Below are 14,587 nucleotides of genomic sequence, written 5' to 3' on the forward strand. Positions count from 1 at the left end.
AAAATCCACGGCGCAGGCGGTCAGGCACGCAAAAATCGGGCATAATCCACGGATCATCCCCTATAACACTTTTATTAATTAAGGTAACTCATGGCTGAATGGAACGGCGAATATATCAGCCCGTACGCTGAGCACGGTAAAAAAAGCGAGCAGGTTAAAAAAATAACGGTTTCTATCCCGCTGAAAGTGCTTAAAATTTTAACCGATGAGCGTACACGTCGTCAGGTGAACAATCTGCGTCACGCCACGAACAGTGAGCTGCTGTGTGAAGCTTTTTTGCACGCGTTTACCGGTCAGCCTCTGCCCGACGACGTTGACCTGCGCAAAGAGCGCAGCGATGAGATCCCGGAAGAAGCGAAGCAGATTATGCGCGAGATGGGCATCGACCCGGATAGCTGGGAATATTAAATTCTGGTATAAAAAAACCCAGCCGAGGCTGGGTTTTCTTTTGCATCCGGGATAACCCGGCGGCAAACAAATCTTATTTTTTGCTGCCCGGAATGCTGAAACGCTTGTTGAAGCGATCAACGCGGCCGCCGGTGTCAACAACACGCTGCTTACCAGTGTAGAACGGGTGGCATTTGCCGCACACGTCCAGGTTCAGGTCGTGGTTCATGGTAGAACGGGTGTTGATCACGTTACCGCAAGAGCAAGTGATGGTCACTGCTTCGTACTTCGGGTGAATACCTTGTTTCATGGGAAAACCTCATAAAAGGCCGTGTCGCTCTCCATGCCAGGCGAACCTGCACAGCACCACACGCGGTTGAACATTATATGTATCTCTGACGAGCTATCTCACCAGAGGCGGCATAGTATACAGAATTTAACCGCCCGAGGCAAACATTGCTCAGCCATACACGCTTGCGGCCCCAGCGTGTACACTACCGTCCCTGATTACAGAACTGGATAGAGATCGCAATGTCCGTCGTAAAGGTTGCCCTGCCCGTCCCGCTACCGCGCCTGTTTGATTATCTGCTCCCTGCTGACGCTGCGCAGCCGGCAACCGGCAGTCGCGTCAGCGTGCCTTTTGGCAACCGTAAGCTGACTGGCATTGTGACCGGCGTGACCGAAAGCAGCGATCTGCCGCTGAAGCAGCTGAAACCGATAGAAGCCGTGCTGGATGACAGCAGTCTGTTTTCGCCCGCGCTGTGGCGCATCCTCAACTGGGCGGCCGGTTACTATCATTCACCCGTCGGGGAAGTGCTGAGTCATGCGTTACCGGTTCTGCTCCGCCAGGGGAAACCGGCACAGGAAGCGCCGCTGTGGCAGTGGGCGATCACGGAGGCCGGACGGGAAGTGGCGCCGGAAAGTCTGAAGCGTGCACCAAAGCAGCAGCAGGCGCTGGCCGCGCTGCGTCAGCAACCGCTCTATCGTCATCAGGTAAACGAACAGAGCTTTAACGACGCCGCTCTGCAGGCGCTCAGAGCCAAAGGGCTGTGCGAGCTGCGCGAGCATGCGCCATCTGCCGCGGACTGGCGGACGCATTTTGCCATTAAAGGCGAGCGTCTGCGGCTCAATACCGATCAGGCCATGGCCGTCGGGGCTATCCGGGCGGAAGACGATCGCTACGTTCCGTGGCTGCTGGCCGGGATCACCGGCTCCGGTAAAACTGAGGTCTATCTCACTATCCTGGAAAACATTCTGTCACGCGGCATGCAGGCACTGGTGCTGGTGCCGGAGATTGGCCTCACGCCGCAGACCATTGCGCGCTTCCGGGAACGTTTTGATGCCCCGATTGATGTGCTGCACTCTGCGCTGAATGACAGCGAAAGGCTGGCGGTCTGGCTGCGCGCCCGGCGCGGCGAAAGCGCGATTATTATTGGTACGCGCTCTGCGCTGTTCACCCCGCTGGCGCGGCCTGGCGTAATCATTATCGATGAAGAGCATGACAGCTCCTATAAACAGCAGGAGGGCTGGCGTTATCAGGCCCGCGATCTGGCGGTGTTTCGTGCACATGAAGAGAACATCCCGATTGTCATGGGTTCGGCCACGCCCGCGCTGGAGACGCTGCATAACGTGCGCGTCGGCAAATACCGGCAGCTTAATCTCACCCAGCGCGCCGGTAATGCAAAGCCCGCTTTGCAGCAGCTGATCGATCTGAAAGGACAGCCGCTTAAGGGTGGTCTGGCGCCGGCGCTGCTCAGTAAAATGCGCCAGCACCTGCAGGCGGATAATCAGGTGCTGCTGTTTCTGAACCGACGCGGCTTTTCACCGGCGCTGATGTGCCACGACTGCGGCTGGCTGGCGGAATGCCAGCGCTGCGACAGCTACTACACGCTGCACCAGCATCACCGCCAGCTGCGCTGCCACCATTGCGACAGCCAGCGTCCGCTGCCGCTGCAGTGTCCCGGCTGCGGTTCAACCCATCTGATACCGGTTGGCGTAGGCACAGAACAGCTGGAGCAGCAGCTGGGCACGCTGTTTCCGGACGTGCCGGTTTCGCGCATCGATCGTGATACTACCAGCCGTAAAGGTGCGCTGGAGCAGCATCTGGCGGATGTGCATCGCGGCGGCGCGCGTATTCTGGTGGGCACGCAGATGCTGGCAAAAGGCCATCATTTTCCTGATGTTACGCTGGTGTCGCTGCTGGACGTTGACGGCGCGCTCTTCTCGGCTGATTTTCGTGCCGCAGAACGTTTCGCGCAGCTCTATACCCAGGTTGCAGGTCGCGCCGGACGCGCCGGCAAACAAGGTGAAGTACTGCTGCAGACGCACCATCCGGAGCATCCGTTGCTGCAGACGCTGCTGCATCGCGGCTACTTCGCCTTTGCTGACCAGGCGCTGCTTGAACGCCAGTCGGTGCAGCTGCCGCCCTGGACCAGCCACGCGCTATTTCGTGCCGAAGATATGGATAATCAGCAGGCTGCCGCTTTTCTCGTCCAGCTGCGTAATCTGCTGGAGGCGAGCCCGCTGAAAGATGAAGCCACCTGGCTGATGGGCCCGGTGCCGGCGCTGGCGCCAAAACGCAGCGGTCGGTGGCGCTGGCAGCTGCTGCTGCAGCATCCGTCACGCAAACGCCTGCAGCAGTTATTAAGCAGTTCGCTGCCGCTGCTGAGCACATTGCCCGCTGCACGCAAAGTAAAATGGACGCTGGATATCGATCCCGGCGAGAGCTGATGGCATCCGCATCTGCGAGCCAGATCGAAAAAAGTCGAACAAGTCACAGTTTTTATGCAAATTAAGTAACAGCCCTGCCCGCCAATGCGTTATCAATAGGATCACCCGGCCAGGACCGGCCCTTGCAGACAAACTGTACGCTGTATCACGCCAGGAGTAACACGTTGGACCCGAAGCAAACTTCATCTGCTGCCACGATGAAAGATGTGGCTGAGCACGCAGGCGTCTCTACGGCGACCGTTTCCCGGGCGCTGATGAATCCGGAGAAAGTGTCAGCCGCAACCCGGCAAAAAGTCGAGCAGGCGGTCATTGCGACAGGCTATGCATCGCATGGCCTGTCGCGCAATGCCAGACGCAATGAAACCCGGACTATCCTGGTGATTGTGCCCGATATCTGCGATCCCTTTTTTAGCGAAATTATCCGCGGCATTGAGGTCACCGCCGCGCAGCAGGGGTACCTGGTGCTGATTGGCGACTGCGCGCATCAGGATCATCAGGAAAAAACCTTTCTTGATCTGATGCTGACGCGACAGATTGACGGCATGGTGCTGCTGGGTTCACAGCTGCCGTTTGACGCCGATCCTGAAGCGCTGCGCAGCCTGCCGCCCATGGTTATGGGAAATGAATTCGCGCCGGAGATGGCGCTGCCCACCGTGCACATTGACAACCTGACCGCGGCGTTTGAAGCCGTTAACCATTTGCTGCAGCTCGGGCATCGTCGTATCGCCTGTATTACCGGGCCTGAAGCGGTTCCGCTCAGCCAGTATCGGCTGCAGGGTTATATTCAGGCGCTGCGCCGCAGCAGCATCCCCGTTGAACCGATGTTTATCGTACGCGGTGATTTCTCGTTTGAAGCCGGTGCCCGCGCCCTGAAACAGCTGATGAGTCTGCCGCAGCCCCCGGAAGCGCTATTCTGTCACAGCGATCTGATGGCGCTGGGCGCCATGAATCAGGCGCGCAAACTGGGGATGCGCATTCCGCAGGATCTCTCCATCGTTGGCTTTGATGATATTGAGCTGGCGCGCTATTACGAACCGCCCCTGACTACCGTGGCGCAGCCGCGCTTTGATATTGGCCGCGAAGCGATGCTGCTGCTGCTGGATGAGCTGCAGGGCAAGCGGGTAAATAATGGTTCGCGCCTGCTGGATGCAGAACTGCGCGTGCGCGGCAGTACAGCACCGGCTAAAAAGCGTTAGGTCACACGTGCCGCACTGCACATTTTCAGCAGATTCTGAAGGCAGACTCTGCTGGTCAAAGTTCGCACCCTTGAGTAACATGGCGCATTCATTGCCGGGCGGTTTACACCTCATTTATACCCGTCATTTTTCAAGCTGTAGCCAGGCTGGCTGCAACTCACACTGTTCAGGGTCTACGCCCGCAGGCATTTTGAAGGTATCAGGACGAAAGTGGCACAGAGAGATTATGTAGGCCGCGGGCGTTCAACAGGGACGCGTCGCAAAAAACCCGCCGGTCGCAGCAGCAGCAAAAAAAGCAAAGGCGGATCGGGTATATCGAAACTGATGGTAGTGCTCGCTGCCGCAGTACTGGTCACTTTTGCCGGTGGTTTATGGTTCATCGCGCACCATAAAAAAGAAGAGACGCCGGTTATCCCGAATCATAAAGTTAGTGGTAATGGCCTGCCGCCCAAGCCGGAAGAGCGCTGGAAATACATCAAAGAGCTGGAAAACCGGCAAATTACGGTTCCCTCACCGACTGAGCCTTCAGCCGGCGGCGAAGTGCAGTCGCAGACGCAGCTGACCGATGAACAGCGCCAGCTGCTGGAGCAGATGCAGGCGGATATGCGCCAGCAGCCTACGCAGCTGAACGAAGTGCCGTGGAACGAGCAGACGCCGGCTCAGCGTCAGCAGACATTACAGCGTCAGCAGGTACAGCAGCAGCAACGTCAGCAGCAGATACAGGCACAGCAGCAGCAGTTGCTGCAGCAGCAGACTCAGCAACGACAACAGCAGCAACAGCAACGTCAGCAGCAGATACAGGCACAGCAGCAGCGTCAGCAGCAGTTGCAGGCTCAGCAGCGCCAGCAGCAGCAGCAGGCTGAACGACCGGCACCGGTACAGCAGGCAAAGCCAGAAACCACCAAAGTGAAGCCGGAAGAGAAAGCCTCCACACAGCGCTGGATGGTGCAGTGTGGCTCCTTTAAAGGCAGCGATCAGGCGGAATCTGTGCGCGCCGGTCTCGCTTTTGAAGGTTTTGAAAGCCGTATCACGACCGGCGGCGGCTGGAATCGCGTGGTGATTGGTCCGTTTAAAGATCGGAGTAAAGCTGACAGTACCGTGAAGCGGCTGCACAGTTCCGGTCACGGCAGCTGTATTCCGCTCGCCCTGCCCTGATAGCCTGAGCCCTGCTCCCGGCCTCACTCTACCGCCGGGAGCAGGCGTAGCCGAATTAAGACAAACCCCATCGCCCTGAGGGGTTGAAACCTTCTTAACCCACCCCATATCTGTTTGCATGATACGCCGCGCCGGGTGCGCGGTGTCTTTTTTCAACTGCAACAAGGGGTCTGCCCGTGACAACAATAGTAAGTGTACGACGCAACGGCCGGGTCGTTATTGGTGGTGATGGCCAGGCAACGCTTGGCAACACCGTAATGAAAGGCAACGTCAAAAAAGTGCGTCGTCTTTACAACGATAAAGTGATTGCGGGCTTTGCGGGCGGCACTGCCGACGCCTTTACCCTGTTTGAACTGTTTGAGCGTAAGCTGGAAATGCATCAGGGTCATCTGGTTAAAGCCGCGGTTGAGCTGGCAAAAGACTGGCGGACCGATCGCATGCTGCGCCGTCTTGAAGCGCTGCTGGCGGTAGCGGATGAGAACTCTTCGCTGATCATCAGCGGTAACGGCGATGTTATTCAGCCGGAAAACGACCTGATAGCGATCGGCTCCGGCGGCCCCTACGCCCAGGCAGCGGCACGCGCGCTGCTGGAAAATACCGACATTGGTGCACACGATATTGTTGAGAAAGCGCTGAACATCGCCGGCGATATCTGTATCTACACCAACCATAATATTAACTACGAAGAATTACCGTCTAAGGCGTAAGGACCTGAATCATGTCTGAGATGACTCCACGCGAGATTGTCAGCGAGCTTAATCGCTTTATCATCGGCCAGGACGGCGCTAAAAAAGCGGTTGCCATTGCGCTGCGTAACCGCTGGCGCCGCATGCAGCTTGACGAAGAGCTGCGTCACGAAGTGACCCCGAAAAATATCCTGATGATTGGCCCGACCGGCGTCGGTAAAACCGAAATTGCCCGTCGTCTGGCGAAGCTGGCCAACGCCCCGTTCATTAAAGTTGAAGCGACAAAATTCACCGAAGTTGGCTATGTCGGTAAAGAGGTCGATTCGATTATCCGCGATCTGACCGACTCCGCCATCAAAATGGTGCGCAGCCAGGCGATTGAAAAGAATAAATATCGTGCTGAAGAGATGGCCGAGGAGCGCATTCTCGACGTGCTGATCCCACCGGCTAAAAACAACTGGGGCCAGCCAGAGCAGAACGCCGAGCCATCAGCTGCGCGTCAGTCTTTCCGCAAAAAACTGCGCGAAGGCCAGCTGGATGACAAAGAGATTGAGATCGACCTTGCCGCCGCGCCGGCTGGCGTAGAGATCATGGCGCCTCCGGGCATGGAAGAGATGACCAGCCAGCTGCAGTCCATGTTTCAGAACCTGGGCGGTCAGAAACAGAAGCCGCGCAAGCTCAAGATCAAAGATGCCATGAAGCTGCTGATTGAAGAAGAAGCGGCAAAACTGGTTAACCCGGAAGAGCTGAAGCAGGACGCTATCGACGCGGTAGAGCAGCACGGTATCGTGTTTATCGATGAGATCGACAAAATCTGTAAGCGCGGCGGCCAGTCTTCTGGTCCGGACGTTTCACGCGAAGGCGTGCAGCGCGATCTGCTGCCGCTGGTTGAGGGCTGTACCGTTTCGACCAAGCACGGCATGGTTAAAACCGACCATATCCTGTTTATCGCCTCCGGCGCATTCCAGGTAGCCAGCCCGTCCGATCTGATCCCGGAACTGCAGGGTCGTCTGCCGATTCGCGTTGAGCTGCAGGCGCTGACCGTGAACGACTTCGAGCGCATCCTTACTGAGCCTAACGCTTCCGTCACCGTGCAGTACAAAGCGCTGATGGGTACGGAAGGCGTTAATGTGGACTTCACCGAGGATGGTATCCGCAGGATTGCTGAAGCAGCCTGGCAGGTTAATGAGACCACTGAAAATATCGGTGCACGCCGCCTGCATACTGTACTGGAGCGTCTGATGGAAGATATCTCCTATGACGCCAGCGATCGCCATGGTGAGTCCATTACCATCGACGCTGAGTATGTCGGCAAGCATCTGGATGTACTGGTCGCAGACGAAGATCTCAGCCGCTTCATCCTGTAACACCCTTCTGATCGTTTCTGCTGCCCGGCCACTGCGCCGGGCATTTTTTTGCGCAGCATATTGATGCGGCGCTGCTTTTTGCCGGTGATGATTTTGCCAACACTCTTCAGATAGCGATATACTTATCTTTCCTGTGGCAAACAGACGGCATCCTTATGAAATACGATACATCTGAACTCTGTGACATCTACCATGAAGAAGTGAATGTGGTTGAACCACTTTTTTCCAACTTCGGTGGACGCACCTCATTCGGTGGGCAGATTACCACAGTCAAATGTTTTGAAGACAACGGCCTGCTTTACGACCTGCTGGAAGAGAACGGGCGTGGACGAGTGCTGCTGGTAGATGGCGGTGGCTCGGTACGTCGTGCGCTGGTGGATGCCCAGCTGGCGCGGCTTGCGGCGCAAAATGAGTGGGAAGGTCTGGTCGTTTACGGCTCGGTGCGGCAGGTTGATGAACTGGAAGAGCTGGAAATTGGCATCCAGGCGATTGCCGCTATCCCCGCTGGGGCGGCCGGTGAAGGCATTGGTGAGAGCGACGTACGCGTAAACTTTGGCGGCGTAACCTTTTTCTCCGGCGATCATCTCTATGCGGATAACACGGGCATCATTCTATCAGAAGATGCGCTTGATATTGAGTAAACCGCAAACAAAAACGGGTGCCTGAGCACCCGCAGGTTTAAGCGCAGGTGCTTAAACCTCTTCCATTTTTCCCAGCAGTGCCCGCAGACGTTCCTGCCAGACATGCTGCTCTTCCTTCAGATGCTGATTTTCACGCGCCAGCGCGTCCTGATTGCCGGAAGCCTGGCTCACTTCGTTTTTCAGCGTATTGTTCTGCTCTTTCAGCTCTTCAATTTCCATTTGCAGCAGCGTGATGGTATCAATCGCCTGCTGTACTTTCGCTTCCAGTTTCTCAAATACTTCAAATGACATCGTTCTGACCTCTCCTAAAACTCGCAAGGCGTTGATGAAGCTGTAGCTGCCTCAATAAAGACGCATACAGCCATGTTGTCCCGATTGTATGTAGCCAAACCCGGCAAGTCCAGCGGCACGGGGCATTGGCGGCCAGTCTGTAACACTTTTCAGCTAATGCTTAAAAAATAAACCCGTTGCCAGTCATGATGCGCTAAGTGCGTTAAGAGACAGATTAATTGGCCTTAAAGAAAGGTAAAAGACGCGAAAACGCGCATTTTTATGACGCAGTACACAGAATTCAATTTCGCTATTTCTCGTTTATGTTCGTTAACGATAAATTCACATCAACCCTACATTAGCGCTGGGCGACTCAGGGATTGAGAACAAAAACTGATAACATTTAACCTCGCTTCAGGAATTCCATTATGAGTCAGACAACGAACACACTCAAAGGTCAATGTATCGCCGAGTTTCTCGGCACCGGTTTGATTATCTTTTTTGGCGCGGGCTGTGTGGCTGCGCTGAAGCTGGCCGGTGCGGCATTCGGTCAGTGGGAAATCTGCATCATCTGGGGTCTGGCTGTTTCGATGGCTGTCTATCTGAGTGCGGGCGTCTCCGGCGCGCATCTCAATCCGGCGGTCACCGTGGCGCTCTGCCTGTTTGCTAATTTTGAAGGGCGTAAAGTTTTACCTTACATTCTGGCGCAGGTTGCCGGCGCCTTCTGTGCCGCTGCACTGGTATACGGCCTTTATTACAATCTGTTTTTCGATTATGAAGCGAGCCATCAAATGGTGCGTGGCAGCGTGCAGAGCCTCGACCTGGCGGGTATCTTCTCTACTTATCCTAATCCGCACATCACGGTCGGTCAGGCGTTTCTGGTAGAGATGGTGATCACAGCCGTACTGATGGCGGTTATCATGGCGCTGACTGACGATGGCAACGGCGTACCTCGCGGCCCGCTGGCGCCGCTGCTGATTGGTCTGCTGGTTGCTATTATCGGTGGTTCAATGGGTCCCCTGACCGGCTTTGCGCTCAACCCGGCACGTGACTTTGGACCGAAACTGTTTGCCTTTATCGCTGGCTGGGGTGACGTAGCCTTCACCGGCGGCAAAGATATTCCTTACTTCCTGGTGCCTGTGTTTGGTCCGCTGGTGGGTGCATGTCTGGGTGCCTTTAGCTATCGTGCGCTGATTGGTCGCCACCTGCCGGTAAACATCGCAGAAACCAGCAAAACAGAAAAACCTGTAGCGCGCGCTGAACAGCGTAAAGCGTAAGTTTCACTCTTAATCATCAGGACATTATTATGACTACGCCAGATAAAAAATATATCGTCGCGCTCGATCAGGGTACTACCAGCTCCCGTGCCGTCGTACTCGACCATGACGCCAACATCGTTGCTGTTTCACAGCGTGAGTTTACGCAGATCTACCCGAAAGCGGGCTGGGTTGAGCATGACCCGATGGATATCTGGGCTTCACAGAGCTCAACGCTGGTGGAAGTGCTGGCACACGCTGACATTAACTCCGATCAGATCGCCGCTATCGGTATCACTAACCAGCGTGAAACCGCCATCGTCTGGGATAAAGAGACCGGCAAACCTATCTACAATGCCATTGTCTGGCAGGATCCGCGCACCGCTGACTACTGTAATAAGCTGAAGAAAGAGGGACTGGAAGAGTATATCCAGCACACCACAGGTCTGGTGATTAACCCTTACTTTTCCGGCACCAAAGTGAAATGGATCCTCGATCACGTCGAAGGCGCACGCGAGCGTGCGAAACGCGGCGAGCTGCTGTTTGGTACCGTGGATACCTGGCTGGTCTGGAAGATGACGCAGGGCCGTGTGCATATCACTGACCATACCAACGCCTCGCGTACCATGATGTATAACATCCACAAGCTGGAGTGGGATGCACGCATGCTGGAGATCCTCGACATTCCGCGCGAAATGCTGCCGGAAGTTAAAGGCTCTTCTGAAATTTATGGTCAGACCAACATTGGCGGTAAAGGCGGCACGCGTATTCCGATCGCCGGGATTGCGGGTGATCAGCAGGCGGCCCTGTATGGCCAGCTCTGCGTACAGCCTGGCATGGCGAAAAATACCTACGGTACCGGCTGCTTTATGCTGATGAATACCGGTACTGAAGCTGTAACCTCTACCCACGGCCTGCTGACCACTATCGCCTGCGGCCCGCGTGGCGAAGTGAACTATGCGCTGGAAGGTGCCGTATTTATCGGCGGCGCCTCGATTCAGTGGCTGCGCGACGAAATGAAGCTGATCAACGACTCCACCGATTCAGAATATTTTGCGCTGAAAGTTAAAGATACGAACGGCGTCTATATGGTGCCGGCATTTACCGGCCTGGGCGCGCCTTACTGGGACCCCTATGCCCGTGGTGCTATCTTCGGCCTGACGCGCGGTGCCAATGCCAACCACATTATCCGCGCGACGCTGGAGTCGATCGCCTATCAGACGCGCGATGTACTGGAAGCGATGCAGAACGACGCCGGCACCCGCCTGCAGTCGCTGCGCGTTGACGGCGGCGCTGTCGCGAACAACTTCCTGATGCAGTTCCAGTCTGACATTCTCGGCACCCGCGTTGAACGTCCGGAAGTGCGTGAGGTCACGGCGCTGGGCGCAGCCTATCTGGCAGGCCTGGCCGTCGGCTTCTGGAACGATCTGGACGAGGTGCGTGCTAAAGCCGTCGTGGAGCGCGAATTCCGCCCTGGCATCGAAACCACTGAACGCAACCTGCGCTACGCGGGCTGGCAGAAAGCGGTTGCCCGTGCCAAAGCCTGGGAAGATGAAGCGTAAGTAACCCCCTGCCCGCGGTCCGTGCCGCGGGTTTCCCCCTCTCCCGCTTTTACCGCTGTGCTACACTGCCCGCCTGTTTTTCTGTCAGGTGCAAACCATGAAACGCGAACTCGCAATTGAATTTTCCCGTGTCACTGAAGCGGCAGCGCTGGCTGGCTATCGCTGGTTAGGACGTGGCGATAAAAATGCGGCCGACGGCGCCGCCGTTAACGCCATGCGCATTATGCTCAACACCATCAACATTGATGGCCGCATCGTTATCGGTGAAGGCGAAATTGATGAGGCGCCGATGCTCTATATCGGCGAGCAGGTCGGCACCGGTCAGGGTGATGCCGTGGACATTGCGGTCGATCCGATTGAAGGCACGCGCATGACCGCTCTGGGCCAGGCTAACGCGCTGGCGGTGCTGGCAGTCGGCGATAAAGGCAGCTTTCTGCACGCACCAGATATGTACATGGAGAAGCTGATCGTCGGACCGGGAGCGCGCGGCGCTATCGACCTCAGTCTGCCGCTGGAAACCAATCTTAAAAATATCGCCATTGCGCTCGGTAAGCCGCTCGCGCAGCTGACGGTATCCATTCTGGCGAAGCCACGCCATGACGCAGTTATTGCCCAGCTGCAGGCGCTCGGCGTGCGCGTGTTTGCTTTTCCCGATGGCGATGTGGCCGCGTCGATCCTCACCTGTATGCCTGACAGTGAAGTCGATGTGCTGTATGGCATCGGCGGCGCGCCTGAAGGTGTCGTCTCGGCAGCCGTGATCCGCGCCATGGATGGTGACATGCAGGCACGCCTGCTGGCGCGGCATCAGGTTAAAGGAGAGAGCGAAGAGAATCGCCGGCTGGGCGAACAGGAGCTGCTGCGCTGCGCGGAAATGGGGATTGCGGTGGGCAGCGTGTTAACGCTGAATGAGATGGCGCGCAACGACAACGTGATTTTTGCGGCCACCGGCATCACCAGCGGCGATCTGCTGAAGGGCATTACCTGTAACGGCAATATCGCCACCAGCGAGACGCTGCTGGTACGCGGCAAGTCGCGTACCATTCGCCGCATCCAGTCGATCCACTATCTGGATCGCAAGGATACGGCGCTGCACCCGTTTATCCTGTAACCGTCTGCTTGCCGCTCTCGGGATGACGTGAGAGCGGCCACCAGCACAGCAGCATCACCAGCGACGTGACAAACATCAGCAGGCCAAGGCTGGACTGATCGTGCTGCGGTAGCAGGGCAGAGAGCCACGCGACTACTCCTGAGCCCAGGTTCTGCAGGCCGCCAATCAGCGCTCCGGCGCTGCCCGCCAGCCAGGCGTAAGGCTCCATGGCACCCGATGTTGCCAGCGGGAACAGCATGCCGGCACCGAAGAAAAACAGCGCCGCCGGCACCAGCAGCGTCCAGATATTCATTACGCCAAACCATGACGGGATCCACATCAGCAGGCCAGCCAGCAGGCAGCTGTTTACCCCATACCACATCAGCGTATGCCAGGAGGTCTCTTCCCGGCCGGCAAACCAGGCACCAAAAAAGGCGGCCGGAATAGGCAGAATAAACAGAATGCTGACGGTCAGGCCATCCAGTCCCAGTACGCCGCCCATCAGCACACCGCAGCTCGCTTCAAAGACGGCGATGCCCGCCAGCGCGCCCACCAGCAGCAGCAGATAACGGATAAAATTGCCGTCGCTCAGCAGCGTGGCGTAGCGGCGCAGAAAAGGCGTAGCCGGTGCATCGCCCGGCCGGGTTTCCGGCAGCCAGCGCGCCATAGATGCCGTAACGCCCAGGCACAGCAGCAGCAGAAAGGCGAAGCAGGCGTGCCAGCCAATCAGCCGGGTCAGCAGCGCACCTATTACCGGTGCCAGCAGCGGACTCACCAGAATGCCCATATTCAGCAGGCTGTTGGCCCGCCGCAGCGCGGTTCCGGCATACAGATCGCGCGGCATCGTGCGCGCCATAACGCCGGCAACGCCGGTGCCGAGCCCCTGGATAGCGCTGCCCAGCACCAGCATCTGCAGCGATGAGGCGAACAGCGCGATCAGCGCACCACAGGCAAAGATCGTCATGCCGGTAAGGATCACCGGGCGACGTCCGACGCTGTCCGAGAGCGGGCCGTAGATCAGCTGCGATCCGCCATAGGTGATCAGATAGGCCGCCATGACCTGCTGCATTGCGCCGCTGCGCACGTTGAGCGCTTCTGCCATCACTGCCATAGCGGGCACATAAATGGTTTGTGCCATCTGACCCACGGCCACCAGCACAATCAGCATGAATAACAGAAAACGGTTTTGAGTTTTATCGATCTGCATGGAACAAAATATCAGCCTGAAAAAAGAACGCGCCGGCAGCACTCAGGGTTCGCTGGCAGTAATGGCGGCAAAAATATCAGGATTACGTGGCAAATCGAGAGCTGAGCTGCAGGAAGCCAGGTTGCCAGCCGTCAACCTCCTGTACCAGACTGTAAACAGGTTGCTACAGGTAGTGATCTGTGCGGCGGATTTGTCGCAAAGAGCGCTTTCGCCGCCGCCGGGCTGACAAGCGCAGAGCGGGCTGGTAAAGATAGCGATAACCGGGAGAATTCAACAGGAGCACCTATGGCCGAGTGGATTAATGCAGAAGTTAAAGAGGTGAAAAACTGGACCGACGCGCTGTTCAGCCTGCGCGTTACTGCCCCTATCGATCGGTTTATCGCCGGGCAGTTTGCCAAACTGGCGCTGGAAATAGAGGGTGAGCGCGTGCAGCGCGCTTACTCCTACGTTAACGCCCCCGACGATCCGCTGCTGGAGTTTTATCTGGTCACCGTACCGGAGGGTAAACTCAGTCCGCGCCTGCAGGCGCTGCAGCCGGGTGATCACGTCATGCTGACCAAAGAGGCAGCCGGCTTTTTCACCCTGGATGAAATCCCTGACTGCCGCACCCTGTGGATGCTGGCGACTGGCACCGCCATCGGCCCCTACCTGTCAATTTTACAGCAGGGCGAAGGTCTGGATCGCTTTGACCATATTGTCCTGATTCACGCTGCGCGCTATGCCAGCGACCTTAGCTTTCTGCCGCTGATGCAGACGCTGCAGCAGCGGTATGCGGGCAAGCTGCAGATTCAGACCGTGGTCAGCCGTGAAAACAGCCCGGGTTCGCTGCAGGGCCGGGTACCGCAGCTGATTGAGAGCGGTGAGCTGGAGCGTGCCGTGGGTCTGTCGCTCGACGCAGAGAGCAGCCACGTTATGCTGTGTGGTAATCCACAGATGGTGCGCGATACCCAGCAGCTGCTGAAAGAGAGCCGCGATATGCGCAAACATTTCAAACGCAAGCCGGGCCACATGACCAGCGAACACTACTGGTAAGGATGCCGTAA

At 57.0% G+C, this 14,587-nt stretch carries 15 protein-coding genes; 12 read left to right on the plus strand and 3 right to left on the minus strand.

Annotated features, from left to right (window positions below; all coding sequences use genetic code 11):
• Positions 1-90 precede the first annotated feature (90 nt).
• The gene (gene metJ, locus F3J39_RS17205) at positions 91-408 is read left to right on the plus strand and encodes a met regulon transcriptional regulator MetJ (RefSeq protein ID WP_065648453.1); all 318 of its coding nucleotides are present in this window, start codon (positions 91-93) and stop codon (positions 406-408) included.
• 73 nt (positions 409-481) lie between these two features.
• On the opposite strand, the gene rpmE is transcribed toward metJ, so the two are convergent.
• Positions 482-697, minus strand: a complete 216-nt coding sequence (rpmE, locus tag F3J39_RS17210; protein WP_039381182.1) for a 50S ribosomal protein L31 — start codon at positions 695-697, stop codon at positions 482-484.
• Between the two features lie 221 nt (positions 698-918).
• Between rpmE and priA the strand changes: the two genes are divergently transcribed.
• The 6 genes from priA to rraA all read left to right on the plus strand — a co-directional run bounded on the left by priA (position 919) and on the right by rraA (position 8,162).
• Positions 919-3,117, plus strand: coding sequence for a primosomal protein N' (gene priA, locus F3J39_RS17215; RefSeq protein WP_145339934.1), 2,199 nt, complete (start codon positions 919-921; stop codon positions 3,115-3,117).
• 164 nt (positions 3,118-3,281) lie between these two features.
• Positions 3,282-4,313: a DNA-binding transcriptional regulator CytR gene (gene cytR, locus F3J39_RS17220; protein WP_039381188.1), complete on the plus strand. Its 1,032-nt coding sequence runs from the start codon at positions 3,282-3,284 to the stop codon at positions 4,311-4,313.
• Between the two features lie 210 nt (positions 4,314-4,523).
• Entirely contained in the window at positions 4,524-5,468 is a 945-nt protein-coding gene (gene ftsN / locus F3J39_RS17225) for a cell division protein FtsN (RefSeq protein WP_094111627.1), read from the plus strand.
• Between the two features lie 176 nt (positions 5,469-5,644).
• Positions 5,645-6,175, plus strand: a complete 531-nt coding sequence (gene hslV / locus F3J39_RS17230; RefSeq protein ID WP_071668633.1) for an ATP-dependent protease subunit HslV — start codon at positions 5,645-5,647, stop codon at positions 6,173-6,175.
• Positions 6,176-6,186: 11 nt separating this feature from the next.
• Positions 6,187-7,521: an HslU--HslV peptidase ATPase subunit gene (gene hslU, locus F3J39_RS17235; RefSeq protein WP_039381194.1), complete on the plus strand. Its 1,335-nt coding sequence runs from the start codon at positions 6,187-6,189 to the stop codon at positions 7,519-7,521.
• A 155-nt stretch (positions 7,522-7,676) separates the two neighbouring features.
• Positions 7,677-8,162 (plus strand): ribonuclease E activity regulator RraA, encoded by a 486-nt coding sequence (rraA, locus tag F3J39_RS17240; RefSeq protein ID WP_039381195.1) that lies wholly within the window; start codon positions 7,677-7,679, stop codon positions 8,160-8,162.
• A 51-nt stretch (positions 8,163-8,213) separates the two neighbouring features.
• Here rraA and zapB read toward each other — a convergent pair whose 3' ends face one another.
• Positions 8,214-8,453 (minus strand): cell division protein ZapB, encoded by a 240-nt coding sequence (gene zapB / locus F3J39_RS17245; RefSeq protein WP_039381198.1) that lies wholly within the window; start codon positions 8,451-8,453, stop codon positions 8,214-8,216.
• 407 nt (positions 8,454-8,860) lie between these two features.
• Here zapB and F3J39_RS17250 point away from each other — a divergent pair, with 407 nt between their 5' ends.
• The 3 genes from F3J39_RS17250 to glpX all read left to right on the plus strand — a co-directional run bounded on the left by F3J39_RS17250 (position 8,861) and on the right by glpX (position 12,358).
• Entirely contained in the window at positions 8,861-9,709 is an 849-nt protein-coding gene (locus tag F3J39_RS17250) for an MIP/aquaporin family protein (protein WP_039381201.1), read from the plus strand.
• Between the two features lie 29 nt (positions 9,710-9,738).
• Entirely contained in the window at positions 9,739-11,250 is a 1,512-nt protein-coding gene (gene glpK / locus F3J39_RS17255) for a glycerol kinase GlpK (protein WP_039381204.1), read from the plus strand.
• A 97-nt stretch (positions 11,251-11,347) separates the two neighbouring features.
• Positions 11,348-12,358, plus strand: a complete 1,011-nt coding sequence (glpX, locus tag F3J39_RS17260; protein WP_071668634.1) for a class II fructose-bisphosphatase — start codon at positions 11,348-11,350, stop codon at positions 12,356-12,358.
• Here the strand turns inward: glpX and emrD are convergent.
• Positions 12,348-13,544, minus strand: coding sequence for a multidrug efflux MFS transporter EmrD (emrD, locus tag F3J39_RS17265; protein WP_039381210.1), 1,197 nt, complete (start codon positions 13,542-13,544; stop codon positions 12,348-12,350). The two genes, glpX and emrD, sit on opposite strands and share 11 nt — an antisense overlap.
• Between emrD and F3J39_RS17270 the strand changes: the two genes are divergently transcribed.
• Positions 13,543-13,770 carry a hypothetical protein gene (locus F3J39_RS17270; RefSeq protein ID WP_166714472.1) on the plus strand — a complete coding sequence of 76 codons (228 nt, stop codon included), beginning with the start codon at positions 13,543-13,545 and terminating at the stop codon, positions 13,768-13,770. The genes emrD and F3J39_RS17270 overlap by 2 nt on opposite strands.
• Before the next feature lie 59 nt (positions 13,771-13,829).
• Positions 13,830-14,576, plus strand: a complete 747-nt coding sequence (fpr, locus tag F3J39_RS17275) for a ferredoxin--NADP(+) reductase (protein ID WP_039381212.1) — start codon at positions 13,830-13,832, stop codon at positions 14,574-14,576.
• Positions 14,577-14,587: the final 11 nt, after the last annotated feature.

It is taken from the genome of Pantoea sp. Acro-807 (assembly GCF_011752675.1).
GTDB classification, from domain to species: domain Bacteria; phylum Pseudomonadota; class Gammaproteobacteria; order Enterobacterales; family Enterobacteriaceae; genus Pantoea; species Pantoea eucrina.

Coding starts and splice junctions, on each gene's coding strand:
- priA (WP_145339934.1), top strand. CDS start 919: ATGTCCGTCGTAAAGGTTGCCCTGCCCGTCCCGCTACCGCGCCTGTTT.
- glpX (WP_071668634.1), top strand. CDS start 11,348: ATGAAACGCGAACTCGCAATTGAATTTTCCCGTGTCACTGAAGCGGCA.
- F3J39_RS17270 (WP_166714472.1), top strand. CDS start 13,543: ATGGAACAAAATATCAGCCTGAAAAAAGAACGCGCCGGCAGCACTCAG.
- rraA (WP_039381195.1), top strand. CDS start 7,677: ATGAAATACGATACATCTGAACTCTGTGACATCTACCATGAAGAAGTG.
- emrD (WP_039381210.1), bottom strand. CDS start 13,544: ATGCAGATCGATAAAACTCAAAACCGTTTTCTGTTATTCATGCTGATT.
- zapB (WP_039381198.1), bottom strand. CDS start 8,453: ATGTCATTTGAAGTATTTGAGAAACTGGAAGCGAAAGTACAGCAGGCG.
- glpK (WP_039381204.1), top strand. CDS start 9,739: ATGACTACGCCAGATAAAAAATATATCGTCGCGCTCGATCAGGGTACT.
- metJ (WP_065648453.1), top strand. CDS start 91: ATGGCTGAATGGAACGGCGAATATATCAGCCCGTACGCTGAGCACGGT.
- fpr (WP_039381212.1), top strand. CDS start 13,830: ATGGCCGAGTGGATTAATGCAGAAGTTAAAGAGGTGAAAAACTGGACC.
- F3J39_RS17250 (WP_039381201.1), top strand. CDS start 8,861: ATGAGTCAGACAACGAACACACTCAAAGGTCAATGTATCGCCGAGTTT.
- hslU (WP_039381194.1), top strand. CDS start 6,187: ATGTCTGAGATGACTCCACGCGAGATTGTCAGCGAGCTTAATCGCTTT.
- rpmE (WP_039381182.1), bottom strand. CDS start 697: ATGAAACAAGGTATTCACCCGAAGTACGAAGCAGTGACCATCACTTGC.